24 protein-coding genes, 1 tRNA gene and 1 pseudogene are annotated in these 23,368 nt (G+C 66.3%); 9 read left to right on the forward strand and 17 right to left on the reverse strand.

The features are described 5' to 3' along the window. The first annotated feature begins 45 nt into the window (after nucleotides 1–45). Nucleotides 46–118, forward strand: a tRNA-Phe gene (locus tag LQF10_RS16335). Nucleotides 119–343: 225 nt separating this feature from the next. On the opposite strand, the gene LQF10_RS16340 is transcribed toward LQF10_RS16335, so the two are convergent. The 12 genes from LQF10_RS16340 to LQF10_RS16395 all read right to left on the reverse strand — a co-directional run bounded on the left by LQF10_RS16340 (nucleotide 344) and on the right by LQF10_RS16395 (nucleotide 12,549). Next, nucleotides 344–1,972 (reverse strand): GH39 family glycosyl hydrolase, encoded by a 1,629-nt coding sequence (locus LQF10_RS16340; protein ID WP_231064867.1) that lies wholly within the window; start codon nucleotides 1,970–1,972, stop codon nucleotides 344–346. Between the two features lie 66 nt (nucleotides 1,973–2,038). Beyond that, nucleotides 2,039–2,281 (reverse strand): hypothetical protein, encoded by a 243-nt coding sequence (locus LQF10_RS16345; RefSeq protein WP_231064868.1) that lies wholly within the window; start codon nucleotides 2,279–2,281, stop codon nucleotides 2,039–2,041. Beyond that, nucleotides 2,278–5,514 (reverse strand): glycoside hydrolase family 2 TIM barrel-domain containing protein, encoded by a 3,237-nt coding sequence (locus LQF10_RS16350; RefSeq protein ID WP_231064869.1) that lies wholly within the window; start codon nucleotides 5,512–5,514, stop codon nucleotides 2,278–2,280. The genes LQF10_RS16345 and LQF10_RS16350 overlap by 4 nt, the downstream gene beginning before the upstream one ends. 51 nt (nucleotides 5,515–5,565) lie before the next feature. Beyond that, nucleotides 5,566–5,979, reverse strand: a complete 414-nt coding sequence (locus LQF10_RS16355) for an RbsD/FucU family protein (RefSeq protein WP_231064870.1) — start codon at nucleotides 5,977–5,979, stop codon at nucleotides 5,566–5,568. Continuing rightward, nucleotides 5,976–7,034: an aldo/keto reductase gene (locus LQF10_RS16360; RefSeq protein ID WP_231064871.1), complete on the reverse strand. Its 1,059-nt coding sequence runs from the start codon at nucleotides 7,032–7,034 to the stop codon at nucleotides 5,976–5,978. The genes LQF10_RS16355 and LQF10_RS16360 overlap by 4 nt, the downstream gene beginning before the upstream one ends. 16 nt (nucleotides 7,035–7,050) lie before the next feature. Next, nucleotides 7,051–7,233, reverse strand: coding sequence for a hypothetical protein (locus LQF10_RS16365; protein WP_231064872.1), 183 nt, complete (start codon nucleotides 7,231–7,233; stop codon nucleotides 7,051–7,053). A gap of 133 nt (nucleotides 7,234–7,366) precedes the next feature. Next, nucleotides 7,367–8,917, reverse strand: coding sequence for an alpha-L-fucosidase (locus LQF10_RS16370; protein ID WP_231064873.1), 1,551 nt, complete (start codon nucleotides 8,915–8,917; stop codon nucleotides 7,367–7,369). Nucleotides 8,918–8,937: 20 nt separating this feature from the next. Then, a complete protein-coding gene (locus LQF10_RS16375; RefSeq protein WP_231064874.1) occupies nucleotides 8,938–9,807 on the reverse strand; it encodes a carbohydrate ABC transporter permease in 870 nt (289 codons plus the stop codon). Beyond that, nucleotides 9,800–10,759 carry a carbohydrate ABC transporter permease gene (locus tag LQF10_RS16380; protein ID WP_231064875.1) on the reverse strand — a complete coding sequence of 320 codons (960 nt, stop codon included), beginning with the start codon at nucleotides 10,757–10,759 and terminating at the stop codon, nucleotides 9,800–9,802. Before LQF10_RS16380 ends, LQF10_RS16375 begins: the two co-directional genes overlap by 8 nt. Then, a complete protein-coding gene (locus LQF10_RS16385) occupies nucleotides 10,756–12,027 on the reverse strand; it encodes an ABC transporter substrate-binding protein (protein ID WP_231064876.1) in 1,272 nt (423 codons plus the stop codon). The genes LQF10_RS16380 and LQF10_RS16385 overlap by 4 nt, the downstream gene beginning before the upstream one ends. 70 nt (nucleotides 12,028–12,097) lie before the next feature. Further along, nucleotides 12,098–12,349, reverse strand: a complete 252-nt coding sequence (locus tag LQF10_RS16390) for a hypothetical protein (RefSeq protein ID WP_231064877.1) — start codon at nucleotides 12,347–12,349, stop codon at nucleotides 12,098–12,100. Between the two features lie 38 nt (nucleotides 12,350–12,387). Beyond that, a complete protein-coding gene (locus LQF10_RS16395) occupies nucleotides 12,388–12,549 on the reverse strand; it encodes a hypothetical protein (protein WP_231064878.1) in 162 nt (53 codons plus the stop codon). Nucleotides 12,550–12,899: 350 nt separating this feature from the next. On the opposite strand from LQF10_RS16395, the gene LQF10_RS16400 reads away from it, so the two are divergent. The 5 genes and pseudogenes from LQF10_RS16400 (at nucleotide 12,900) to LQF10_RS16420 (ending at nucleotide 15,670) form a co-directional block, all read left to right on the forward strand. Next, nucleotides 12,900–13,895, forward strand: a complete 996-nt coding sequence (locus tag LQF10_RS16400; protein ID WP_231064879.1) for a LacI family DNA-binding transcriptional regulator — start codon at nucleotides 12,900–12,902, stop codon at nucleotides 13,893–13,895. A gap of 29 nt (nucleotides 13,896–13,924) precedes the next feature. After that, nucleotides 13,925–14,304: pseudogene (locus LQF10_RS19535) on the forward strand (transposase); the annotation flags it as partial. A 318-nt stretch (nucleotides 14,305–14,622) separates the two neighbouring features. Continuing rightward, nucleotides 14,623–15,030 carry a phage holin family protein gene (locus tag LQF10_RS16410; RefSeq protein WP_231064880.1) on the forward strand — a complete coding sequence of 136 codons (408 nt, stop codon included), beginning with the start codon at nucleotides 14,623–14,625 and terminating at the stop codon, nucleotides 15,028–15,030. Then, the gene (locus tag LQF10_RS16415; RefSeq protein ID WP_231064881.1) at nucleotides 15,027–15,308 is read left to right on the forward strand and encodes a DUF3618 domain-containing protein; all 282 of its coding nucleotides are present in this window, start codon (nucleotides 15,027–15,029) and stop codon (nucleotides 15,306–15,308) included. Before LQF10_RS16410 ends, LQF10_RS16415 begins: the two co-directional genes overlap by 4 nt. A gap of 173 nt (nucleotides 15,309–15,481) precedes the next feature. Beyond that, nucleotides 15,482–15,670 carry a DUF3073 domain-containing protein gene (locus LQF10_RS16420; protein WP_231064882.1) on the forward strand — a complete coding sequence of 63 codons (189 nt, stop codon included), beginning with the start codon at nucleotides 15,482–15,484 and terminating at the stop codon, nucleotides 15,668–15,670. 102 nt (nucleotides 15,671–15,772) lie between these two features. On the opposite strand, the gene purM is transcribed toward LQF10_RS16420, so the two are convergent. The 5 genes from purM to LQF10_RS16445 all read right to left on the reverse strand — a co-directional run bounded on the left by purM (nucleotide 15,773) and on the right by LQF10_RS16445 (nucleotide 20,864). Next, nucleotides 15,773–16,900, reverse strand: a complete 1,128-nt coding sequence (purM, locus tag LQF10_RS16425) for a phosphoribosylformylglycinamidine cyclo-ligase (protein WP_231064883.1) — start codon at nucleotides 16,898–16,900, stop codon at nucleotides 15,773–15,775. Further along, nucleotides 16,897–18,438, reverse strand: a complete 1,542-nt coding sequence (gene purF / locus LQF10_RS16430; protein ID WP_231064884.1) for an amidophosphoribosyltransferase — start codon at nucleotides 18,436–18,438, stop codon at nucleotides 16,897–16,899. Before purF ends, purM begins: the two co-directional genes overlap by 4 nt. A 120-nt stretch (nucleotides 18,439–18,558) precedes the next feature. Next, nucleotides 18,559–20,067: an RNB domain-containing ribonuclease gene (locus LQF10_RS16435; RefSeq protein ID WP_231064885.1), complete on the reverse strand. Its 1,509-nt coding sequence runs from the start codon at nucleotides 20,065–20,067 to the stop codon at nucleotides 18,559–18,561. Then, nucleotides 20,064–20,486, reverse strand: coding sequence for a hypothetical protein (locus LQF10_RS16440; protein ID WP_231064886.1), 423 nt, complete (start codon nucleotides 20,484–20,486; stop codon nucleotides 20,064–20,066). The genes LQF10_RS16435 and LQF10_RS16440 overlap by 4 nt, the downstream gene beginning before the upstream one ends. A 15-nt stretch (nucleotides 20,487–20,501) precedes the next feature. Then, nucleotides 20,502–20,864, reverse strand: a complete 363-nt coding sequence (locus LQF10_RS16445; RefSeq protein ID WP_231064887.1) for a sterol carrier family protein — start codon at nucleotides 20,862–20,864, stop codon at nucleotides 20,502–20,504. A 111-nt stretch (nucleotides 20,865–20,975) separates the two neighbouring features. Between LQF10_RS16445 and LQF10_RS16450 the strand changes: the two genes are divergently transcribed. The 3 genes from LQF10_RS16450 to LQF10_RS16460 all read left to right on the forward strand — a co-directional run bounded on the left by LQF10_RS16450 (nucleotide 20,976) and on the right by LQF10_RS16460 (nucleotide 23,279). After that, nucleotides 20,976–21,629: a DUF6226 family protein gene (locus LQF10_RS16450; protein ID WP_231064888.1), complete on the forward strand. Its 654-nt coding sequence runs from the start codon at nucleotides 20,976–20,978 to the stop codon at nucleotides 21,627–21,629. Nucleotides 21,630–21,817: 188 nt separating this feature from the next. Beyond that, the gene (locus LQF10_RS16455) at nucleotides 21,818–22,021 is read left to right on the forward strand and encodes a cold-shock protein (protein ID WP_231064889.1); all 204 of its coding nucleotides are present in this window, start codon (nucleotides 21,818–21,820) and stop codon (nucleotides 22,019–22,021) included. 199 nt (nucleotides 22,022–22,220) lie between these two features. After that, nucleotides 22,221–23,279: a fatty acid desaturase family protein gene (locus LQF10_RS16460; RefSeq protein ID WP_231064890.1), complete on the forward strand. Its 1,059-nt coding sequence runs from the start codon at nucleotides 22,221–22,223 to the stop codon at nucleotides 23,277–23,279. Nucleotides 23,280–23,368: the final 89 nt, after the last annotated feature.

Here is a 23,368-nt window from a genome sequence, read left to right on the forward strand (position 1 = left end):
CGATCCAATCGCCCGGTCACCGCCATGACCGGGCGATTGTGTCACGGCTCTGTAGCTCAGTTGGTAGAGCGTTCGACTGAAAATCGAAAGGTCACCGGATCGACGCCGGTCGGAGCCACCGCAAGACCAGCAGTACGACCCAGCCCCGCCCGGCGTTCCCGGAGCGGGGCTGAGTTGTCTCCAGGTGCCGACAGCTCACGGAAGCATCGCGCACTCAGGCCGCCCCGTTGAGCTTGTTGTGCGGACGAGCACGGCCAATGCCGATGCACTCAGCCACGGCCTAGTGACCACCGTGGAGACATTCTCCCTATCGATGTGTCACCGACGTGCTGACCGGGTACAGCTAGAGAGCGAAGATCGACACCACGGCCCAGGGGGCGAGGACGAGGTCGATCTCGAGGGTGCCGTTCTCCGAGACGACCAGGGTGTGGCGCTGGAGGGCGTCGCCCTGCTCGCGTAGATAGGCGGCCTGATCGCGCGAGAGGTTGAGGGGCTGACCGATGGCGCTCCAGGCCTCCGCCGCGTCGCCGTGCCCCGGCGCGAGGATCTCGACCGCGAAGACGTCACTCGGCTCCAGCCCGCCCACGGTGTGCCGCACGCGCTGCTCGGGGCCCATGCCGATCAAGCCGCGCGTCGCCGCGTAGGAGTTGCGCGAGCCGACCGAGCGCTCGTTCATGTCGTCGGGGTAGTTGTAGAAGAGCGCGGCCAGCTTTCCCGTCGCAGAGTGCTGCGAGAAGACGCCGCTTGCGGTGGAAGCAATCAGCCGGTCGCCCAGCCGGTTCAGCATCGCGAAGGCGTGGAAGGTCGGCTTGTGGATGCCCTGCTCGTTCACCAGGCCGAATCCGCCGTGAAACGGGCCGAGACCGGCGCCGCCCTCCTCGAAGATGTCGGTGAAGGTCCAGTATGAGATGGAATCGGCCAGATCCGCGGAGCGGAGGTAGGCCCGCGTGATGTAGGTCGCCGCGAACACGGTGTCGTGAATGTGGTCGCGACTCGACGGCGAGCTCGACCACTCGGTGATGTGCACCTCCGCGTCCGGATAGGCGCTCTCGCCGATCAGCCGCCGCAGCAACGTCAAATCGTCCGGGGTCGCATCCGCGTACCGGGTGAGACTGACGGCCTCGCCGTTCGCTCCGAAAGCGAAGTCGGTCGGGTAGAGGTGCGTCGAGATGAAATCGACCGGCAAGTCGCGCGCCGCGCACCACACGAGGAAGTCCTCGACCCACACCGGGCGCCAATCGAGCGCATCCGGATCGGATGCCGCGGCGGTGGCGTGCTCGGCCGAGCGGTTCTCGGTCTCGCCCGCGTAGCGGTCGTCAGGCACGAAGACGCTGGTCGACGGGCCGCCGACCTTGAGTTCAGGGTCGATGGCTTTGATGGCTTGCACCGTGCGGGCGTAGAGCTCAAAATACTCGGTCTTCGTACCGGTCCAGAAGTGCGGAACAAGGTTGGGCTCGTTCCAGACCTCGAACCGCCACTCCCGCACCTCGGCAAGGCCGTAGCGCTCGACCCAGTGCTCCACCGAACGCGCCACCAGCTCCACCCAGCGATCCATGTCGTTGGGAGGGCTGCAGTGCGCGCCCCACCAGAACACGGTCTGGGTCTGGGTGGCCAGCTCGCGCGGCATGAAGCCGAGTTCCACGAACGGCCGCACCCCCAGATCGATCAGGAAGTCGAACACCTTGTCCACGTAGGAGAAGGTGTGCACCGGGGTCTCGAGAGGCACATTCGGCCCGAACCCCCCGCCGTAGGAGCCGCGGTACACGAACATGTCATCGTGGAACACGCCGTGGAAACGCAGGTACCGGAAGCCGAGGCGGTCGACCGCCTCGCGGAACTGCTGCTGCCAGTCGGCGCGCAGCGCTTCATTGGCGCGGCCTGCCCCCGCGCAGAGGCTCCAGACGTGCGGGAGAACGGTCGATTCGGTGACGCGGTCGTCGATGGTGATGGCCGAGAGCGAGGCAGATGCCATGGGGGTGATCTCCTGAGATGGTGGCGTTGGGTGGTGAAAATTGTGGGTGGGGAACGGCGGTCCCGATCACTCGTCGACGACGCCTTGCCGGCCGTCTGCTCGGAGAATGTCGGCGAGTCTGGTGCGGATGTCGCAGCGTTGTAGGGCGAAATCGCCTGCCAACTCTGCAGCCTCCGCTGGCCCCATGCCCTGGAAGGCGCGGCGGAATTCCACGACCATCGCCGCGGCGAGCATCACGTGACGCACGGGCCCGTGGATCCATCGTTCAGCGCCCCAAAGGTAGGGCTGGAAGTCGGGGAATTCGGTCACGAATACGGGAGGTTGGTCTCCACGCACTGCGTTGCCAAAGCTGCCGGATCCCGTCCTTCGCGAATAGGAAGTATCCGGTAGAGGAGACTGTATGGCCCCTTGGCTGGCGTGTTGCTGTACTTGTCCGGGCGCGTCAGCTGGTCCCAATTGCCACCTTGGACGCCTTCCTGAGCAGCGTCTACGCGTACGACAGTCCGCCACGATTCCGGCACCTCGTGCCAGTGACGGTGTCCGGTCAGTTCAGCCGGACTGTTCGGTTGGACGTTGAGGTACATGCTTCCTTCAGCCACCAGCAGCACTCCCCTACCGGCATCGTCGGTAAGAGCAGCCCAGCGGGTGTCGGCCTTGTTCCCACTATCCTGCGGTCGGCTGTATCGGGTGACCTGATCCGCGATCGATCCCGAGTAGCGTCCGAAGAAGGCCGAACTCCGCCGGTCAGCGGTCGACTCCCACGGGCCACGGCCATACCATTCGATGGTTGCGAACTCGGCCCGGAGCCCGAACATCGTCCCGACGACCTGCGGGTTGGGGGTACCGGGTACCGGCTCGAATGTTGACAGCACATCCACCTGCCCGTTGCCGTAGATCGTGTAGACGATCGACTGAGGCGAAGTCGTGAGGCGTTGGCTGGGACGGAACGGGATCGTGGTGGTCACGCTTCCGCGCACGGTGACGCGGACACCACCCGGGATGGACGACGATTCGATCCCGCTGATAGCCCAGTCTTCACCGACGCCGCGCCACGGCCCAGATGGCTCCGGCAGGGTCGCTCTGAATTCAGGTATCGACAGCTCCGGATCATTCGGGGCACGCCAGTAGTTCGGCGTCAGGTCGCTTGCCAGCATTTCGCGGTCGTCGTATCGCAAAGACGTCAGGCGGCCGGTGGAGCGGTCGATCCTGACCGCGTAGCCTTCGCCCGCGACCTCGATCATCTCCTCGGTCTGGCGGACTTGCGGCGAGGCCAGCTCCGCCGACGGAAGGAGCGAGAGTGTGGGAGCAACGCCGGGAAGCGCAACTTGTGCCCTGGCTACGATGTGGCCCGTTTCCGCCCAAGACGTAGGACCGTCGAGAACGATCGAGAGCTCCAGCCGGTACTCGGAACCGGCCCGCAGCTGTTCCGGCAACGAGCATGAGAGTGTGATGTCCGCGCTCTGCAAGGGTCCTACCGAGAGCTGATAGCCAGGGATCGTTGCGCTTGTGATCGCATGTCCGTCCTCTGTGATCGCCCATTGCAGTCTGTGCCCGTCCAAGTTCGTGAACAGGTACTCGTTCGTGATCCTGATGGTCCACGTGTTCAGGTCTACAAGGGTGATGCTCACTGGTTGGTAGGCCAGCTTGGCCTCCTCCAGCTTCGGTGTCGGTGTTCGGTCCGAAAGCAGCAGGCCACTCATGTGTGCGCCTTCTTCGTTGGGATCGTCGCCCCAATCGCCGCCGTAAGCGAGGAATTCCTCACCCGGCCGTCCCGGGACCTCCCACCACAGCCCCTTGTCGGCCCAGTCCCAGAGGAAGCCACCCAGTACCTGACCCGGATTTTCACGGATGGCCGCCCAAAGTTCGTCCAAGTAGCCAGACGTGTTCCCCTGGCTGAACGCGTACTCGATGAGCAGGTAGGGCCTCGGATCGCGGCTGGCCCGGTTGATCAGCTCGGCCACCGGCGGGTAGAAGTCACCGTCGAAATCGGAGCTGTCCGAGGGGACGATCGGCGAGCCGGAGCCGGTCGCATCCTGATAGCTCACGGGGCGAGTCGGATCACTCCCCTTGGCCCAGTCGTACATGGCCGCCAGGTTCGAGCCGACTCCCGACTCGTTGCCGATCGACCAGGCGATCACGCAGGCGTGGTTCTTGTCCCGGTCGACCATGTTCCGCATCCGCCACAGCAGGGGCGCCCGAAGCTCTGGGCGATCACCCGGGATATTCGGTCGCCCGTCAGCGTCGACGCGGTTGATGTGCGTCTCGTTGTTCGCTTCGTCGAACACGTACAGTCCGTATTCGTCGGCGAGTTCGTACCACCGCGGGTCGTTCGGATAGTGGGAGGTGCGGACGGCGTTGATGTTGTTCTGCTTCATCAGAGTGATATCAGCGATCATGTCGGCCGAACTGAGGGTGCGACCTGTTCGCGGATTCCACTCGTGCCGGTTGACACCGCGAAGAGAGATCGCCTGCCCATTGATCCGGTACACGCCGTCGACGATCTCGACTCGGCGGAAGCCGACGCGGGTGGATACGCGGTCCACGACCGACGAATTCGCGTCGCAGAGCTCGACGACCAGTGTGTACAACTCTGGGCACTCAGCGGACCAAAGACGAGGCGACACCACTAGCTCCGTCAGCGCCGCGGATGCATCTCGCCCGGGAGCCAACGGTCCAACCGGCGTGGATCGCGACCAGACTTCGACAGCCCCCGCATCCGTTCCGTCGAAGAGCGTCGCCCGGACCTGGAAGTCCTCCCCGGTGCGCGTGCCGGAGTAGTCGCGCACTTCGGCACCCAGCTCGAGAGCCGCCTCAGAGAAGTCGTCAGCGAGCGGAGTTCTGACCGTGAAGTCCCGAATGAGGACCGGTGGGCGAGAGAGCAGAAGCACACTGCGAAAGATGCCCGAGAGCCGCACATTGTCCTGGTTCTCCAGGTAGGACCCTGTGGACCACCGGTACACCTCGACGGCCAGCACGTTGCGACCGCTGTGCATGTACGGGGTCAGGTCGAATTCGCCACGGGTATAACTGTCTTCGCGGTATCCGACGCACTGGCCATTGATCCACACGTAGTACGCCGATTCCACGCCTTCGAACTGGATGAACGTCTGTCGGCCGGCCCAGCCGTCAGGGAGCTCGAAAGTCGTCCGATACTGTCCGACTGGGTTGTAGCGCGTCGGGGCGTGCGGGTAGTCGCCGGTGGGAGCGGGTTGCTCGTTCTTGCCGTTCTCGCCGGTCCATGGCAGGACCGTGTTGACCCCGATCGGGTAGTCGTACCCGTGCAGTTGCCAGCTCGAGGGAACCGGGAGCAAATCCCAGCCCGAATCGTCAGTGTTCTCGTCCGCGAAATCAGGCAGGCGCGATTCTGGGTTCGGTGACCACCGGAACTTCCAGTCTCCGTCGAGGCTGATCTGGAAGGCCGATGCCGAGCGATCGGCCCGCATCGCTTGCGCCAGCGTGTCATACGTCACGAGCGTGGCGTGAGCGGGCTCACTCCCCCACTCGTAGATGGCGGGGTCGCTCCAGTCGGGCGTCGCTTTCATTGTCTCCTCGTATCCGGACAAGTGTTCAGGTGTGGCTGTTCAAGCCGCTTCTCAGCGCAGACCGATCGTGAGCAGCAGATTTCCGTAGAGGCGTTCGTCCCCGGTAGCGATGACAACGCCGACATCCGGAGAGCGCACGCGGTCGTAGAATGCGAACCGGTCGACCTTTTCCACAGGCACTTCGGCGCCCAGGCTGCGGGCGTACTCGTCTTGCGCCGAGGCAGAGACATCGGACGGGGTCTGCATGACGGTTGCCGATTCGATGTTGACGACGGTGAGCACGGCGTCGAGCACCGACGTGACGTCGAGTAGCCCGGGACGCAGATTGAGATGGATCAAGCGCACGCCTGGTCCGGTGGCGGTCAGGTACGGGTAATTCCCGTCGGCGATGAGCACGCCGGAGCCGTGGCCCGACGATGCGAGCGCCTCCAAGAGTGGAGGATGGACGAGCGGACCGGTGATCATGCGGTGACATCCGCTGCTACGCGGCTGGCGGCGCGATTTGCGACGTAGCCGTCCCAGCTGGGGATCGTGCCGTCGACGTCCCACAGTTCGAGCCAGCTGTCGGCACCCGGCCACAGGAACACCTGGCCCTTGATGAGGCGGTTGTTCTGTTCCGCCGATCGCAGCTCCTCGAGTTCGGCGGGCGTCAACGGGTCTTCCATCACCGCCCGCAGGTTGGCGACGAACTGAGACTCCTTCACCGAGAACGGGATCGGGACTTGCCCGCGCTGAACCGCCCATTTCAGGCAGACCAATGCCGGATTCACCCCGTGCGCGCGGGCGATCGACACCACGACGGGATGCTCCATATCCGAGACGTCCGAGACGATGCGGTCGCGTTCGGGTCGCGACGGCGAACCCAGAGGCGAGTAGCCCACCGGCTGGATTCCATGATCGAGGCAGAACCGGAAGAGTTCGGGCTGCTGGAAGCATGGGTGCAGTTCCATCTCGCTCAGCACCGGAGGGATCCGCGCATCGGCGAGGATCGCCGTAAGCTTGGGGATAGTGACGTTCGAGGTTCCGAGATGCCGTACGAATCCCTCGTCGACTAAGCCCTCGAGCGCCCGCCAGAGCGCCATGTACTCCTCATGGATGTACGGGCGTGCGTCCGGGTCGCGGTCGGCAGCGTCGGCGAACGGTGCGTGATGGTTCGGGAACGGCCAGTGCACGAACACCGCGTCGAGCACGTCGAGTCGGAGATCGCGCAGCGACCTATGGACCGAGGCGATCGCTGCCTCCGGCCCGTGCGCGTCGTTCCACACCTTCGACATGACGAAGAGTTCGTCGCGGGGTACACCGCCTGCGATTGCCTCCTGAAGGACGGCGCCGACCTCCGCCTCGTTGCCATACACCGATGCGCAGTCGATCAGGCGGTACCCGGCCCGGATCGCGCCCCCGACGGCCGCAGCCACTTCTTCGGCGGTGTAGCGGTCGGACCCGAAGGTCCCCATCCCGATCGCGGGCATCACTGCCCCACTCGCGAGGCGCCGGGTCGGCACGCTGTCGATCTCGATCATGTCTGCAATCTCCGTTTCATTCGTTGAGGCGTGTCTCGGCGATCGGCGCTTCAGCTGAGCCGCACCGTCGCCTTGACGACTCGCCACGATCAATGGCATCGAAGGCGGCACCGATGTCGGGAAGGTCGACGCGCAGCGTGACGAACGAATCGATGTCGAGGTAGCCCGACTGCACCGGTCGCGGGATCCCGGGCAGCACGGCGCTCTCCTGGGTGGACGCGACACGGAAGGTCACTTCGCGCGGTACCGCCATCAGGCCCAGCTCAGCGGATCGGGCACCTCGACGACCGAGCCGCGGCCGGGTCCGTCCATCACGATGGCTCGCATCGCCGCTAGAGGTTCAGGCCGTGGAAGAAGTCGGTGCGCGCCTCGGCAGCCTTTGGCGCCAATTCGATCCGCACCACGGCACCGCCGGGACCTGCCGTCGCGGAGTCGGGCAGCACGACCTCTAGCTGGTCGACCGTGCGAGTCCACTCCGGCTGTTCCCGCGAACCCAGGACCCGCACATCGATGATCGGACGGTCGATGAAGCGGCTGCCCGAGCCGAAGCCTCGGATCCGCATGCGGCCGTTTTCCGGACGGACGAGCCCGATCCCGTAGACATATTCGTGGCCAACCTCGGTCATGGTCGTGAAGCGGATGTCCTCCGCGGTGTAAACGGCCGCTGCGGCGTCGGTGAACGAGCCGGCGGCAGGAGCCGTTGGCCCCTCGCCGAAAACGACCCACGGGCCGGAACCGTAGATCGCTTCGCCGTTCACGGCCAACCAGTCGCCGACCGCCTCCAGCAACGCAGCCTCCTCCTCGGGGATGGTCCCGTCGGGGCGTGGACCGACGTTCAGCAGCAGGTTCCCGTTCTTCGCGACGACATCGACGAGCTCCTGGATGAGCTCGGAGGCGTCCTTGTAGTCGTGCCCCTCGACCCAACTCCACGACGTCCGCGACACCGACGTGTCGTTCTGCCAGACGTCGGGCCGGATGCCGCCCATCGTGCCGCGCTCGATGTCCAGCACTGCGGAACCGGCCCGGAACGAGTCCCACTTGTAGTTGATAACGACTTCGCGCCCCCACTCCGCCGCCCGGTTGTAGTAGTACGCGGCGAGTCTGCGGATGTAGGGCTCGAACGACGGCTCCTCGATTCCGGTGTCGAAGTAGAGAATCTGCGGCCGGTAGGAGTCGATGATCTCGACGGTGCGCAGCAGCCAGTCCTCCAGGAACCGCTCGGTAGGGTTCATCTCCTTGCGCAACGCGGGACCATACAGGTCGGCGTAGGCGGGATCGCGGACGTCGGAATCGAACTCCGCTCCCCCGTTCATGAAGAACCAGTGTTCCGCCCGGTGGGTCGACGCGCCGGTGATCAGCCAGGCACGGTCCACCGCCGCCAGGAGGTCTCCCACCACGTCGCGCTCCGGGCCCACCTGGGTCGCCTTCCAGCGCGAGCGCGCGGTGTCGTACATCGCGTAGCCGTCGTGATGCTCGGCAACCGGCACCACGAACTGCGCGCCCGCGCGCTTGAACAGCGCGACCCATTCCTCCGGGTCGAAGCGTTCCATCCGGAAATGCGGAAGGAAATCCTTGTAGCCGAACTGATCATGCGGTCCGTACGTCGCCACGTGGTGCTCGAACGCGGGCGTGCCTCGCTGGTACATCGTCCGGGGGTACCACTCGTTGCCGAACGCCGGCACGGAGAAGGCTCCCCAGTGCAGGAAGATGCCGAACTTGGCATCGCGGTACCACTGCGGAGCGCGATAGCGAGACAGCGACTCCCAGGTGGCGTCGTACGGCCCGGATTCGATGACGGCATCCACCATCGCGAGCGCCGGACGGTTGTCCGACACGTCGACCGGTGCCTGCAGGGTCGTGGTGTCAAGCGGTTCGAGGTGCACACGTCTCCGTTCGTCAGGGCTCAACGGCCGCCGAAGGCGCCTGCGCCGATCGCAGCCACCAGTTGTCTCTGGGCAATGACGACCACGACGACCACGGGGGCGATCGTCATCACGCATGCCGCCATCAGCAGCTCCCATTGCGTGCCCGTCTGCGTCGTGAATCCGGCGATCCCGATGGGGATCGTCCACTTATCGGAGCTGTTGAGGATGATCAGCGGCCATAGGAAGCTGTTCCAGCTGCCCAGGAAGGCGAAGATCGCCAGCACCGACAGGGCCGGTCGCACCAGCGGAACGATGACGCTGATCAGGAGGCGCCACGTCGAGGCTCCGTCGAGCCGGGCAGCCTCCTCCAGCTCCCCCGGGATCTGGAGCATGAACTGCCGGAGCAGAAACGCTCCGAAGGCTCCGAACAGGCCAGGGATGATGAGCGCGAACCAGGTGTCGGCGAGCCTTGCCTGGTCGAATCCGAGGAACATCGGCACGACGGCGACCTCGCTCGGCAGCGTCAACGTGATGACGAACAGCAAGAAGATCGCGTTCCGGCCGGGGAATCGCAGCCGCGCGAATGCGAACGCAGTCAAGGTCGCGACGATCAGGATGAGCACGGTCGAGATGGCGGCTACGACCAGGCTGTTCATGAGCAGGCGCCCGAAGTTGACCTCGGTCCACGCATCCACGAAGTTGGACCAGAGGACTTCCGAGCCGATGAAACTGATCCGGGCGCCGAACACCTCGTTCGCCGGCTTCAGCGCCGTGAAGAACGTCCAGATCAGCGGGAACGAGAACACGAGCGCGAACAGCCACGCCACCGTGGTGTTGGCGGCGAACCCGACGGTCCGTCCCCGGCGACGCCAGTGTGAACCCGAGACCGGTAGCTGGTGATCAGCCATAGTGAACCCACTTCCTCTGTCCCCAGAGTTGGAACAGCGTGAAGATCGCGATGATCGCAAACAGCACGGTTGCGATGGCCGACGCGTAACCGAGCTGACTGTTCGTGAAAGCCGTCTGATAGAGGTACAGCATGATCGTCATCGTGCTGTTGCCCGGGCCCCCGCCCGTGATCACGTAGGCCTGGGCGAAGGTCTGCCAGGCACCGATCACGGTCAGCACTGTGGTGAAGAACAGGGCCGGGCTGACCAGCGGCAGCGTCATCGAGAATAGGCGGCGGAACCGGCCAGCGCCGTCGATCTTTGATGCCGCGATGACATCGGGACTGATCGAGTCGAGGCCCGCGCCGAGCACGATCATGTTGTAACCGAACGTCTGCCAGACTGACACGCCTATCACGACGGCCAGCGCCCAATTGCCATCGCTGAGCCAGGGGATCGGCTCGAGCCCGATCGCCGCCAGACCTTGGTTGACGGCGCCATCCTGCTGGACAAGCAATCGGAAGACCGCGGCGTTCGCCACCATTGGTGACAGTGCCGGGATCAGGAAGATCACACGGATCCAGTTGCGGCCTGCGATGCGGGTCTTCAGCCACATCGCCATCGCCATCGAGACCACGATATTCGCCGGGACATATACGAGCACGAAGATCGCCGTCACCACGACGCTGTTGAGGAACTGCGAGTCGCGCAGCAGCCGGGCATAGTTCTCCGCGCCCGTGAACTGGGTGCCTCCCAGCAGAGTCGAGTCAGAGAATCCGAGGATCAGCGAGGCGACCTGCGGTAGGACGATGAACACCACGAGCCCGATGAGGCCGGGGAGGACGAAGACCCACCCCACCCAGCGAGGGCCCTCGAGGGGCCGGCGGCGAAACCGGCCCCTCGGGCGGTCCGGTGGGGCGATGGCCCCGCCGGCGACCTCTTCCTCCGCACGGTCCAGACGCACGAACGTCATTGCTCGAGGCCAGCCCTCACCTGCTGCAGCACTTCGTCGACCGTGCTCTCACCGGAGAAGGCTTCCACCTCGTACTGCGTCAGGAGCGTGTCGAGCTCAGCCTGGTTGGACGGTACCGGCGAGGGCGTCGCGTTCTCGGTCATCTGCTCGATGACCGAGGCGAACTCCGGCGATCCGGCATTGACGGACCAGGCGTCCAGCGCGTCGAGCCGCGCCGGCACGGAGGCCTGCGATTCGGTGACGAACTCAAGTCCGATCTCGCTCGTCATCGCCTCGATGGCCTCGAACGCCTTCTGCTTGTCACCACAGGTCTTCGTGATGGCGAAGCCCGATCCGCCGATGAACCCCTGGGAGGCGCCGCTCTCGCTCGGAATGACGGCGATGCCGACGTTGTCCTCGCCGAGAGACTCCTGCGCGCCCTGCAGAGCCCACAGCGCCTGCATCATCATGGCCGCCTGGCCTGTGTTGAATGCGTCAATATCGGGGAAAGTCCCGCCCGCGGCCGCTTCGAGCGGCCTCGCGACCTCGTACTCATTGGCCAGGTCGACGAGCAGCTGCAGCGCGTCGTGGAAGTTCGGGTCGTCGAGCAGCGGACCATTCTCGTCCGCCCAGGCGTGACCATCGGCCGCCATGAGGGTTGCGATGGGGTTCGAAGCTTGGGGGATCGCGAAGCCGTACACACCGTCCCTCGTGGTCGCCTCCGCTGCCGCGATGAAGTCGTCGATCGTCCAGTCGTTGGTCGGTTCGGCCACGCCGGCGTCCTCGAACATCTCCTTGTTGTAGAGGATCACGGTGGGCCCGGTGTTGAACGGGATGGAGTAGAGCTCGCCGTCAACGCTGAGCTGCTCGAGCATCGCCGAGCTGTAGGCCGACAGGTCGAGGTTGTTCTCCTCGACCAGGTCGTCCAGGGGCTCCAGCCCGTCGACGTATGGGTTGACCCGGCCGTTCTGGAACGTGACCAGGCAAGGCGCGCTGCTGCTCCTCATCACGGTGGGTAGCTTGGTGTAGTAGTCGCCGATCGGCGGCCCGGAGAAGCTCACCTGCATCTCCGGGTCGGCCTGCACCCCTCCGGCGATGTAGTCGCTCCACTGCTGCCTGTCGGCCTCGCCGCCGATCCACGTGTACATCTCGAGCGTGTCGCCGTCGAGGCCCGAGCCTTCACTACTGCCTCCTGTACAGGCAGCGAGGCCGAGAGCGAGCACTCCCGCGACTGCGCTGGAGACGCCTGCGCGTTTCCGGCTCCTCGTATTGCTGAACTGTGACTTCATGGACTCCTCCTTGAGTGCAGAGCGAAACGTTACGCCGTCGACGCGACCTTACGAGCGCGGATACGTGAAGTCAATAGGTGTCCTCGAGCACTAAACGTTTCGCTCTCACCGTCTCCTTCGACAGATCGTGCGCAAGGCTAGGTTCGGCGACGGTCATCGCTTTCAGCGCACCGCCTCGATGAACTCGGCGCTCTTGGCACGGAAGCCCGCGCACGTGGAGGTCGGGCGATCCCGACACTTCGGCGGCATCCAGCTCCTCCGATCCATCGGCGTCCCAGACGGTGCCGCCGATCTCGAAGTCGCCTTCCGCTATGATCCCCAACCCGTGGACTTCAACGCCGAACGCCCTCCGTCCGCCCGTCAGTTCGTGATCATGACCCCGACGGCGCCCGTGTCGAACTCGAGCGTCGCCGTGATGAAGTTGATGCCGTCGCCGATCACGCAACGCGTCACATCCGAAACGGCGATGACCTCGACGCCGCAGAGGATCGTGCACCGGGAGGAGGCTGCGCTTCGTGCCATTCAAGGAGTTCGGCGCCTCTCTTCCCCAGGAGCACCGCGACTGCGCCCATCAGAATGTCGCCCGGAGCCGTTCGACAAGGATCGAGGATGGGCGCCGACCGCTGGGCTACGCGCCGGCCCACTTATTGCTCCTGGCCGTGGCGGAATCGATGGAATGTCTCCGACAGTCCGGCTGTCTGGGCGACGACGTTCCGCCCGTCCAATCCGGTGGACATAAAGCGGGTCGATATCGGGGCCCTCTCGGACGAAACGATTCGCACCGAGCTGGCGCTGGATTACGCTGAGCGCACGCGACACTCAGATATCGACAATCATTGGGGCTGTGGGGGCAACACCAGGAAGACGGGGCTGTGACGACATACAAGGACATCCAGCGAGCCACGGGACTCTCGCTTGCCACGATATCCAAGTACTACAACGGGCGAAACGTTCTGGAAGCCAACCGCGAAGCCATCGAGTCAGCGGCGCGCGAGCTCGACTTCCGGCCCAATCAGCACGCTCGGATGTTGCGTACTCGACGGTCACGGACGGTTGGGGTGCTGCTTCCGGCACTGGACAACGACTTCCACCTGACGATCGTCGCCGGTGTCGAGGAAGCCCTCCGCCCGCGTGGGATCAGCGTCATTGTGGCAGCCAGCCCCGATCCGAGCGAAAGTCCCGTCGACCTGCTGATGGACCGCATGGTGGACGGAATTATTGCGATCACCTCACCGCACGACGTCCGCGCACTGCGTGCAGCGACAGCGCGCGTGCCGGTTGTGATGGTCGACTGGTACATCGACGACCTCCACGCCGACGGTGTCTTTCTCGACAATGCGGCCGCGGGAGCACTCGGCGCCCGGCACCTCCTCGATCATGGTCATCGTCGTATCGGATTCGTCGGCGGTGAACCGACAATCTCCTCGATGCGCCTGCGGACGGAGGGGTTCGAACTCGCGCTGGCTTCTAACGGAGTCCAGGTGGACCCGGCACTGGAGCGTCTCGAGCCGCTGAGGATCGGAGCAGGCTATCGTGCCGCTCAGGAGCTCCTCGCCCTGTGGCCGCGGCCCACTGGGCTGTTCACCGCGAACTATGAGCTCACCCTCGGCGCCGTGACCGCCGTGAACGACTCGGGGCTGCGCATCGGCCGGGATATCTCAGTAGTCGGGTTCGACAGCGGGGAGCTTGCCCAGGCGCTCGTGCCAAAACTGACGGTCATCGTGCAGCCGACCCGCAAGATTGCCACGCACGCGGCTCGCCTGATCGCCGATCACATCGAGTCACCGGGCGAGCGCCCCGCACCGAAAATCGAACACCTCGACGCGCGCCTCATCCCGGGCGCTTCCGTGACGCGCCTCGAGGAGTGACGTTCTCGAGCGGACAGCGCTGCCGTCGCTGGAGCGTGTCGATGGACTCGACTATCGCCCGCGCATCAGCACGCGACTAACCTGACCCGTCTCACAGGGAGCTGGATCGAATGACACGGATCCGGCCGTTGAGCCGCCCGATCAGCCGATCGGTCGCTCTCGTGGTGGGTTGTCGACGAAGGTCCACCAGCGCGTCGACGGCCACGGCCTTCCGCTGGTGATCGCCCTCGCGCCGGGCCAGTGCGGTGATGCGCCCGCGCTGCTGCCACTGCTGGACGAGTTCCGTGGCGCGCGTGCGGTCAGGCGTCCCCGCACCCGACCGGACGCGGTCTGTGGCGACAAGCCAAGTCCTCGCGGGCGATTCGTGCTCATCTGCGCGGTCACGGCATCCGCGCCGTGATCCCACAGGCCATGAGCGAGCACCTGACGGCCCGAGCAGAAGCCGCGGGCATCACCATACGCTCGGACGCGATCCGGGCGGCGGTGCGCGAGTGGTTCCACGTTGCCTGACCTTCACCGGTCCGCCCGCAAGCACTACCGACGCGACCGGCTCAATGATGCAGCCACCCCACGGAAACAGACACGGTCTGCTCGTGGACCACAGGTCGTGCCATCGCCCCCGGTCCGTAGACTGCGGGTTGCCGAAGGCGGCTCGGCACGGTTGGGTGGGGGCAGCAGCACCCGCATGGCGACGTGCGCACCAGGCACAGCGAGAGGTGAGTGAACGGTGAGTGAGAGCAGCACAACCCCACGGACGGCCGACGAGCCGTCGATCGGATCCCTCGTCGGGAAACTCTCGGAGAGCTTGTCCCGATTGATCCGCGATGAGCTCCAACTCCTCCAGGCGCAGATCGCCGAGAAGGGCAAGTCCGTGCGCGCGGGCGCCGGTCTGCTCGCCGGCGCCGCCGTCTTCGGCCTGTTCGGCCTCGGCTGGCTGCTCACCGGGGCCATGCTGGCACTGGCCACGGTGCTGCCCTACTGGGCGGCGGCGTTGATCGTGGCCGGTGGTGTCCTGCTGCTCGCGGCCGTTCTGGGTCTCGTCGGCAAGTCGGTGCTCGGCCGGGCACCGACGCCCCAGCCGAAGGAGAACATCATGAAGGACGTCGAGGCGATCAAGCAGGGAGTGGCCAAATGAGCGGTGACGGCGAGCAGACGCGCAAGCGCACGGTCGCGGAGATCGAGGCAGACCTTGCCGCCACCCGTGAAGAGTTGACGAAGACGGTCGACGACCTCTCCCGCCGTGTCGACCCTCGCCAGCAGGCAGCCGAACTGAAGGAGCGCGCCCGCGACGGCGCCACCTCCTTCGTCGAGGGCGTCAAGGCCGGCGATCCGAAGGCACTCGGCATCGCAGGGGCGGCCGCTGCTGCCGTCCTCGCGATCATCGGAATCTCAGTGGCGCGCCGCCAGAAGTGATCTGTCCCACTATGTAGGACGAATCTCCTCGCAGAACGGCGTAGTTCACACGCGCCAGTTGGCCCGCGGCCCGATTCACGGGGTACGGTTGACTCACGACATATGACCATTCCCGGCGTCACTACGTCTTCGGACGGTGTGATGCCGGCACCAACGGTGGAGGGGGTCACGCCATGGGGCGCGGCCGTCAGAAGGCAAAGCAGACGAAGGTCGCTCGGAAGCTGAAGTACTACAGCCCCGAGACTGACTACAACGCGCTCGAGCGCGAGCTGGCTTCGTCGACGCAAACCGATCTCGCGGATCGGTACGACATTCCGCCGGCGGAGGATGAGGACGACTGGCAGTCGCCTCCTTCTCGCTGAATGGGCTGATCAGCCGCTGCGCGATACAGCGCGCGGTGACGGACGTTGCTGATCGGCGCACTCGCCTAGGCATCGTTCCGGTCGGCACCGGTGGGGCTGCGCTCAGCTGGTGCGGTACTCGCCCAGGAGGCGCACGCCGCCTCCCTGCACACCCTTGGTGCCGCTGACGATCTCACCAAGGTCGCCGCTCCGGTCGATGTCCTCAGCAGAGCGGACCACACCCAGTTCCCACGCGGGAACACCCCGCTCGGCGCAGAGCCGTCGCGCGGCCTCCACCCCCTCAGCGGGCAGGACGGCCACCATCCCCACGCCCAGGTTCAAGGTGTTCTGCAAGTCGCTCCAAGGCACTGAGCCCAAGCGGCGCACCATGTCGAAGACCGGCGGCACCACCCACGATGAGCGATCGACGTCTGCCACGAGGCCCGCAGGCAGAACTCGAGCCAGATTCGCAGCCAAACCACCGCCGGTCACGTGCGTGAACGCATGCACGCCGACGTCCCGCGCGCGGGCCAGTGCCAGGCAATCAGCGGCGTAGACGCGCGTCGGCTCGAGCAGTTCTGCTCCCAGAGTGCGGCCGAACTCGGCCACCTCTCGATCCAGTTGCCACCCCGCCACCGCGATCACACGCCGAACCAGGGAGTACCCGTTCGAGTGCAGTCCGCTGGCGCCCATCGCGAGCAGCACATCACCAGCTTGCACACGTTCCGGACCGAGAAGCGCGTCAGCCTCGACCACACCGGTCGCCGCTCCGGCCACGTCGTACTCATCCGGTTCGAGCAGTCCCGGGTGCTCAGCGGTCTCTCCGCCCACCAGCGCAGTACCGGCCACCGAACAGGCGGCGGCGATCCCGCGCACGATGTCCGCAATCCGTTCCGGGACCACGGAGCCGCAGGCGATGTAGTCGGTCATGAACAGCGGTTCCGCGCCCACCACGACGATGTCGTCCACCACCATGCCGACGAGGTCGAACCCGATCGTGTCGTGGATATCCATGGCTTGTGCGAGGGCTACCTTCGTCCCCACACCGTCGGTGGAACTGGCCAGCAGTGGCTTGCGGTATCGGGTCAGGGCGGAGGCGTCGTAGAGCCCAGCGAACCCACCGACGCCGCCGAGTACCTGTGGTCCGTGGGTGGCCCGGACCGCATCCTTCATCAGTTCGACGGCCTTATCGCCTGCTTCGGTGTCCACGCCGGCTGAGGCGTAGGTGATGGGAGCGTTCGATGCGCTCATGGGTGCACCAGCGCTCCCGAGCCACCCGCTGCAACAGAGAGCGAGTGCAATCCGTCCTCCGGTGCGCCGAGCGGGAGCTCATCCTGGTCTCCGAGCTGAGCGGCCGCCTCCCGCGCCTCGACCTGTACCGGGTATTCGCCAGTGAAGCAGGCGGCGCAGAGTTGATCGGCCGGTTGCTCGGTGGCAGCGATCATGCCTTCGGTCGAGATGTAGCCAAGGCTGTCGGCGCCGAGTCCCTGGCCGATCTCCTCGGCACTGAGCCCGTTCGCGATCAGCTCGGACCGGGTGGCGAAGTCAATGCCGTAGAAGCACGGCCACTTCACTGGCGGTGAGGAGATCCGCACATGGATCTCGGCGGCCCCCGCCTCGCGCAGCATGCGGATCAGCGCGCGCTGAGTGTTGCCGCGCACGATGGAGTCGTCCACCACCACGAGGCGCTTGCCGCGGATCACCTCCCGCAGCGGGTTGAGCTTGAGCCGGATACCGAGTTGCCGGATCGTCTGGCTCGGCTGGATGAACGTCCGGCCGACGTAGGCGTTCTTGGTCAACCCCTGGGCGAACGGGATCCCGGATTCGGTGGCGTAACCGATCGCTGCCGGAGTACCCGATTCCGGAACCGGGATCACCAGCTCCGCCTCGGCCGGATGTTCGCGGGCCAGGGACCGTCCCATCTGGGTCCGTGCCGCGTTCACCGAGCGGCCACTGATCGTGGTGTCCGGGCGGGCGAGGTAGACGTACTCGAAGACGCAGCCCTTCGGCTGGGCCGCGGCGAACCGTTGCGCCCGGAGCCCGTCGGCGTCAATCGTGATCAACTCGCCGGGCTCCACTTCACGCACGAACGCGGCGCCCACGATATCCAGCGCCGCCGTCTCGGATGCGATCACCCAGCCACGCTCGAGGCGGCCAAGCACCAGTGGGCGAATACCCTGCGGATCGCGGGCGGCGTACAGCGTGTTCTCGCTCATGAACGCCAGCGAGAAGGCCCCGCGGACTCGCGGCAGCACCTCCATCGCCGTTTCGGCGAGGCTGTGCTCCGGATCTCCGGACAGGAGTGCGGTGAGCACCGTGGTGTCAGACGCGCAGTCATCGAGTGCGCGGTCGCGCACCGTGCTGCCGTAGCGCTGCCGGACCAATTCGATGAGTTCGCCGGTGTTGGTGAGGTTGCCGTTGTGGCCGAGGGCCAGCGTTCCCGACGAGGTGGGCCCGAGCGTTGGCTGGGCGTTCTCCCAGGTGCTGGCCCCCGTGGTGGAGTAGCGAGTGTGGCCGAGGGCGATGTGCCCGGTCAGCGAACGCAGCGCCATATCGTCGAAGACCTGGGAGACCAGACCCATGTCCTTGTAGACGAGGATCTGCTCCCCATTGCTGGTGGCGATCCCAGCGGACTCCTGGCCCCGGTGCTGCAAGGCATAAAGCCCGAAGTAGGTGAGCTTCGCCACCTCCTCGCCGGGGGCCCATACCCCGAAGACGCCACAGGCGTCCTGCGGGCCTTTCTCGCCGGGCAGAAGTTCATGGGTGAGACGACCATCTCCGCGTACCACGCCTCTATCGTCCCACACGGGTGGCGAGCCCCGCGATCGGTGCCCACGTCCGCGCACGTGGGGCTTGCGAAGTCCCCCTTGGCGGAGTAGCCGGCCAAAGAGACACGCGCGGGTGGTCGCTCACACGAGAGCGAAGGCGACCCGGCGATCGTCGACGTCTGCGTGCTCAAGCCGTACCCGGACGTGCTCCCCGAGGGGAAGGTCAGTTCCGGTCACGCTGGCGCGAACGGCGGGATCAGCGATCACCACCGTGCCACGCTGTGCCCGCGCGCCACCTTCGCCGTGGTCCTCGCCGGGATCGTCCTCAACGTCCACGATCACGCCGTCGAACTCCTGCCCCTCCCGGCCACGCAGCAGCACCGCCTCGATCAGGTTCACGCACGCACGCTCATAGGCGGAGGAGCGTTGCCCCGCGCGGCCCATGATCGCAGGCAGGTCCGGCAGGGCCGCACGGACCCACCCGGGCACCTCGGTGCCGGCACTGGCCGCGAGGCAGATCTCCAGACCGTAGCGATCCACCAGCCGCCGCAAGGGTGCCGTCACGTGCGCGTATTCCGAGGCGATCGCCGCGTGCGGTGACTGCGGCGGGAGTTCCCCATCGAAGGTGAGATAGCCGGCCCCGCGGAACAGCGATGTCGCCTCCTGCAGGAACGCCGCATGCGCGGGATCGGCAGAGTCAAGTCCGGCGAGCACCTCGCCGTACTCGACGCCCTCCGGCCAGTCGATACCCAGACCGTGGGCTGCCCGCCGCACCCGGGCGATGTCCCGCGGATGCGCCGGCTCGAGCGTGCGCAGCACGCCGACCCGCGCCTTGCGCATCAGGTCGGCTGCCGCGATTCCGGTGAGTAGGGAGATCTGCGCGTTCCAGTCCTCCACGGCCAGGGTGCGCCGCTGGACCAACCGGTACCCGCCGTCATCGGGCTCGACCTCTTGTTCGGCGATCGCGAGCGAGGCACCACCACGAGCACGTTCCTGGGCGATCCGGAGGGGCCCCACCTCGCCCAGGAGGGCGAGGGTGCCATCGCCAGGTTCGCCGGCGCCGTCCTCGAGGGCTCCCGCCCCAGTGATCGCCGCCAGGCGTCCGGCCGCGTCCTCATAGGTGAGCTGCGCGCGGCTGCGCACCTGTGCCCGCCGAACGGTCGCCTCGACGATCCCGCCCTCGGCATCGAGCCCGATCGACCACACGCACGCCGGACGGGACTCGCCCGCGAGCAGACTCGCAGCGCCCTCGGAGATCTCCTTCGGATGCAGCGCGATCGAACCATCCGGACCGTAGAAGGTGACACCGCGTTCGGCGAGCTCACCGTCCAGTGCCCCACCCGGGACCACGAACGAGGCAGGGTCGGCGATGGCGTAGCGCACCAGAAATCCGTCGGGCGTCCGAGAGATGTGCATCGCCTGGTCGAGGTCCCGCGCGCCGGGCGGATCGATCGTGAGGAAAGGCACGTCCGTGAGGTCCTCGGGGTGGACCACCGGTGTGCGCGCAGCCGCGTGCGCCTCAGCGAGCGCGGCACCGGTGAACGGGCCGGGAACCTCGAGTTCGGCGCGGATGCGCTCCAGCTGCGGATGGACGGCCTCCGCGGCTGCCGGTCGAAGACGCAGGTGCCGGCGCTGGGCCGACGTACTCATCGGGACCGCCGATCCAGGAGTGCGGCCACGATGCATGCCATCAGGATGCCCACCGGCACGAGCAACGCCGTCAAGAGGACGAAGAGTCCGCCGTGGTCCAGGTACTCCGTCTCCGCCGCAAACGGGGTGAACACGGCTGCCAGAATCAGTCCGAGCAGTCCCCCGGCAACAGCAAAGCCCCGGTAGCGAGGCGCGCGCCGCACCCTGGACCGGTCGAGGGCGTCAGCAAGGTGCACCTCATCGCCCATGGCGCCACCGGCAGCGCGCACGGGGTCAGCAGCCTGGTCCTGGTCGGCCACCGAATGGCCCTCTGCCACCGGCGGCGTCTCATCCGAGGAAGTCTCAGCTACGCCCTCGGGATCCACGACGGGAGGCCGGGCACCCTCGGGCTCTTCGCCAGGCGGGTTCTGCACGCTCATGGCACTGACGCTAGCTCACTGCGGGGGCCACAGCGGCAGCCAGCCGTCGAGGTTCGCGCGCGACCCGGAGGCCGTCACCGCCCCGGTCCCGACGGCGTCCGACCAGCTGAGCTGCCCGGTCACCAGGGCGAGGAAGGTGGCCGGGTCCGTCTCCACGACGTTCGGCGGGGTTCCCCGCGTATGCCTCGGCCCCTCGATCACCTGCACCACCCCGGCCGGGGGCACCCGCACCTCCACTGACGTGCCCGGGGCACGATCGGCCAAGGTCTGCAGGGCATATCTGACGGCGGTGCGCACCTGGGCGGGCGTCGCCTCGCCTCGGCGCCATGCGGCCACGGCCGCCGCACCCTCAGTTGGTTCGATTCGTCGTCGGGCCACAACGGTTGACCCTACCCAGCGCCCGCGCCCGTCCCAGGGATCCTCGTCGAGATGTTGCTACCCGCCCGAGACAACCCAACCCGGCACTATCGCAGGATCTACCCTCATGGGATGGGCGAGCGGGAGGTGCGGCGGGCGGTCGAGGCCATCTATGCGGCCCTGCCGGAGAGTCGGATCACCTGGCCGAACCCGCGCCCCGATGGCGCCGAGCCCCCGGACGAGGCGTATTCCCGGGTCACCGATCCGGAGCGGTACGTGATCGTCGGTGCCCGGGTGCTGGCCTGGCAGCAGGCGCTGCTCCGGCTCGACCTGGCCACCGCCGAATCGATCCCGATCACCGATCCCCCACGTTGGTCCGCGACCGAAACCGGAGTGCGTCTGGTCCCGCACGCCGAAGGCGCCCTGTCGTTGGTACTCACCACCCGGCGTTTGGAGGATGTGCCGGAGTGCGTCCTCGGTCTCGGCATCGGTGACCCTCCCGCCTGGCTCGACCCCGTGCCCGACTGCGCCTGCGACGCCTGCGACTTCGGTTCGGCCACCCTGCTCGAGGCGATCGATGAGTCCATCCTCGACGTCGTCCGCGGTGAGTTCGTGCACGCCGTCGGCCCCGGGTGGCACGTCACTGCCGTGGCAGACGGGCAGAGAGCGGGATGGAGCGCCGATTGTGCACGGCCGAACGTCGAGCAGGTGATCGCGGATGCTCGCGCCGGACACCCGGTCGCCTCAGCCTCCCGAGTGCTGGTCTCAGCCTCGTGGTTGCAGTGATTCGGACCTCACCTCCCACAACCGTCACTTGTGGGGTAGACTCAAACGTGGTTGCAGTGAATCGCACGTCGGACGCCCCGGCCTACAAGGCTCTGGGGCGTTTTTCTTCACCAGAAGAGTTGACGCCCGACACCGTGGCTGAATCGGACCCGACAGTCGGGTCCGCACTCTGAATGATGGAGAAACGCATGACTGTAGGAACTGTGAAGTGGTTCAACTCTGAGAAGGGGTTCGGCTTCATTGCCCCCGAGGACGGGAGCGCGGACGTGTTCGCGCACTACTCGGCCATCGAGGCTGACGGTTACCGTTCGCTCGATGACAACCAGCGCGTCGAGTTCGAGGTGACCCAGGGCCCGAAGGGCCCCCAGGCGTCGAACATTCGCCCGCTCTGATACTCAGCGGGGCGCACCGAATCGGTTGCGCTTCGCTCAACCCGGCCGCCGTTGGTTCTTCCGACGGCGGCCGGGCCCATTTCTCCCACCTGTACCTGATTCGGCAGCTGTCGGTACCTGATCGGCATTCCCCCGCCGCACCACGCCGCCTCCGCCGGGTGCCCCTGGCATCCATTCTCACCACTTTGAGAGGTGTGCGATGACCGCCGCCGAACGACCACGGGACGCCTACGTCAGCCAGTTCAGCGCGCTGACCCGGGACGTACGCGAGAGCGGCCTGTTGCGCCGCCGCTACGACTACTACTGGCCCCGCCTCATCGGTGCCGCCCTCGGATTCGGGGCGATCATCGCCGCGATCGCGCTGATCGGCAGCACGTGGTGGCTGCTGGTGCTCGCCGCCGTCATGGGCGTGGTGATGACCCAGATCGCCTTCCTCGGCCACGATGCGGCACACAAGCAGATCTTCGCCTCCGGGAAGTGGAACGACTGGACTGCGATCGTGCTGGCCAACCTCTTCGTGGGGTTGAGCCACGGCTGGTGGCAGGGCAAGCACTCCAAGCACCACGCGAACCCGAACAAGCGCGGCTCCGATCCGGATATCGACCTGCCCTACGTGACGTTCACTCCCGAGCAGGCGGACGAGCGCCGCCACCCGCTGACGGATTGGTTCCTCAAGCGCCAGGGCTGGTTCTTCTTCCCCATGCTGCTGCTCGAAGGTCTCGACCTGCACCTGACGAGCACCAAACGCGTGCTGGGCCGGGCCCCGCTGAAGCGCCGCACCGTCGAGATCGTCTTCCTGGGCATCCGGCTGATCGCCTTCCCCGCATTCCTGTTCCTCGTACTCTCCCCAGGCGTTGCCGCCGCATTCCTCGGTGTCCAGCTGGCCGTGTTCGGGGTGTACATGGGCGCCTCCTTCGCGCCGAACCACGTGGGCATGCCGATCGTGCCGAAGGACATGCGCCTGGACTTCCTGCGCCGGCAGACCCTGATGAGCCGCAACATCACCGGCGGACGCTGGGTGGATGCGGCTATGGGCGGTCTGAACTTCCAGGTGGAGCACCACCTGTTCCCGAACATGCCGCGCCCCAACTTGCGCGCCGTGGCACCGAAGGTCCGCGAGTTCTGCGCCGAACACCGGGTCACCTACACCGAAACGACCCTGTGGCGCTCCTACGGGATCGTCGTACGCCACCTCAATGAGGTGGGCCTCGGCGTCCGGGACACGTTCACGTGCCCGTTGGTGGCGGCATACCGCTGACCTCACCGACTGGTCCACGTCGAGATCCGGTGACTGCCCGAGCCGACGGATATGCGTCGAGCTGGGGGCCTCTTCGGCCCACGCTGACG

The sequence above is a fragment of the Ruania halotolerans genome, from assembly GCF_021049285.1.
Lineage (GTDB): Bacteria > Actinomycetota > Actinomycetes > Actinomycetales > Beutenbergiaceae > Ruania > Ruania halotolerans.

Bases quoted from the DNA above. Each gene is read 5' to 3' on its own strand.
- LQF10_RS16420 (WP_231064882.1), top strand. From the start codon at position 15,482: ATGGGGCGCGGCCGTCAGAAGGCAAAGCAGACGAAGGTCGCTCGGAAG.
- LQF10_RS16395 (WP_231064878.1), bottom strand. From the start codon at position 12,549: ATGGCACGAAGCGCAGCCTCCTCCCGGTGCACGATCCTCTGCGGCGTC.
- LQF10_RS16435 (WP_231064885.1), bottom strand. From the start codon at position 20,067: ATGAGTACGTCGGCCCAGCGCCGGCACCTGCGTCTTCGACCGGCAGCC.
- LQF10_RS16375 (WP_231064874.1), bottom strand. From the start codon at position 9,807: ATGGCTGATCACCAGCTACCGGTCTCGGGTTCACACTGGCGTCGCCGG.
- LQF10_RS16385 (WP_231064876.1), bottom strand. From the start codon at position 12,027: ATGAAGTCACAGTTCAGCAATACGAGGAGCCGGAAACGCGCAGGCGTC.
- LQF10_RS16450 (WP_231064888.1), top strand. From the start codon at position 20,976: ATGGGCGAGCGGGAGGTGCGGCGGGCGGTCGAGGCCATCTATGCGGCC.
- LQF10_RS16415 (WP_231064881.1), top strand. From the start codon at position 15,027: ATGAGCGGTGACGGCGAGCAGACGCGCAAGCGCACGGTCGCGGAGATC.
- LQF10_RS16360 (WP_231064871.1), bottom strand. From the start codon at position 7,034: ATGATCGAGATCGACAGCGTGCCGACCCGGCGCCTCGCGAGTGGGGCA.
- LQF10_RS16460 (WP_231064890.1), top strand. From the start codon at position 22,221: ATGACCGCCGCCGAACGACCACGGGACGCCTACGTCAGCCAGTTCAGC.
- LQF10_RS16350 (WP_231064869.1), bottom strand. From the start codon at position 5,514: ATGAAAGCGACGCCCGACTGGAGCGACCCCGCCATCTACGAGTGGGGG.
- LQF10_RS16380 (WP_231064875.1), bottom strand. From the start codon at position 10,759: ATGACGTTCGTGCGTCTGGACCGTGCGGAGGAAGAGGTCGCCGGCGGG.
- purM (WP_231064883.1), bottom strand. From the start codon at position 16,900: ATGAGCGCATCGAACGCTCCCATCACCTACGCCTCAGCCGGCGTGGAC.
- LQF10_RS16340 (WP_231064867.1), bottom strand. From the start codon at position 1,972: ATGGCATCTGCCTCGCTCTCGGCCATCACCATCGACGACCGCGTCACC.
- LQF10_RS16455 (WP_231064889.1), top strand. From the start codon at position 21,818: ATGACTGTAGGAACTGTGAAGTGGTTCAACTCTGAGAAGGGGTTCGGC.
- LQF10_RS16355 (WP_231064870.1), bottom strand. From the start codon at position 5,979: ATGATCACCGGTCCGCTCGTCCATCCTCCACTCTTGGAGGCGCTCGCA.
- LQF10_RS16440 (WP_231064886.1), bottom strand. From the start codon at position 20,486: ATGAGCGTGCAGAACCCGCCTGGCGAAGAGCCCGAGGGTGCCCGGCCT.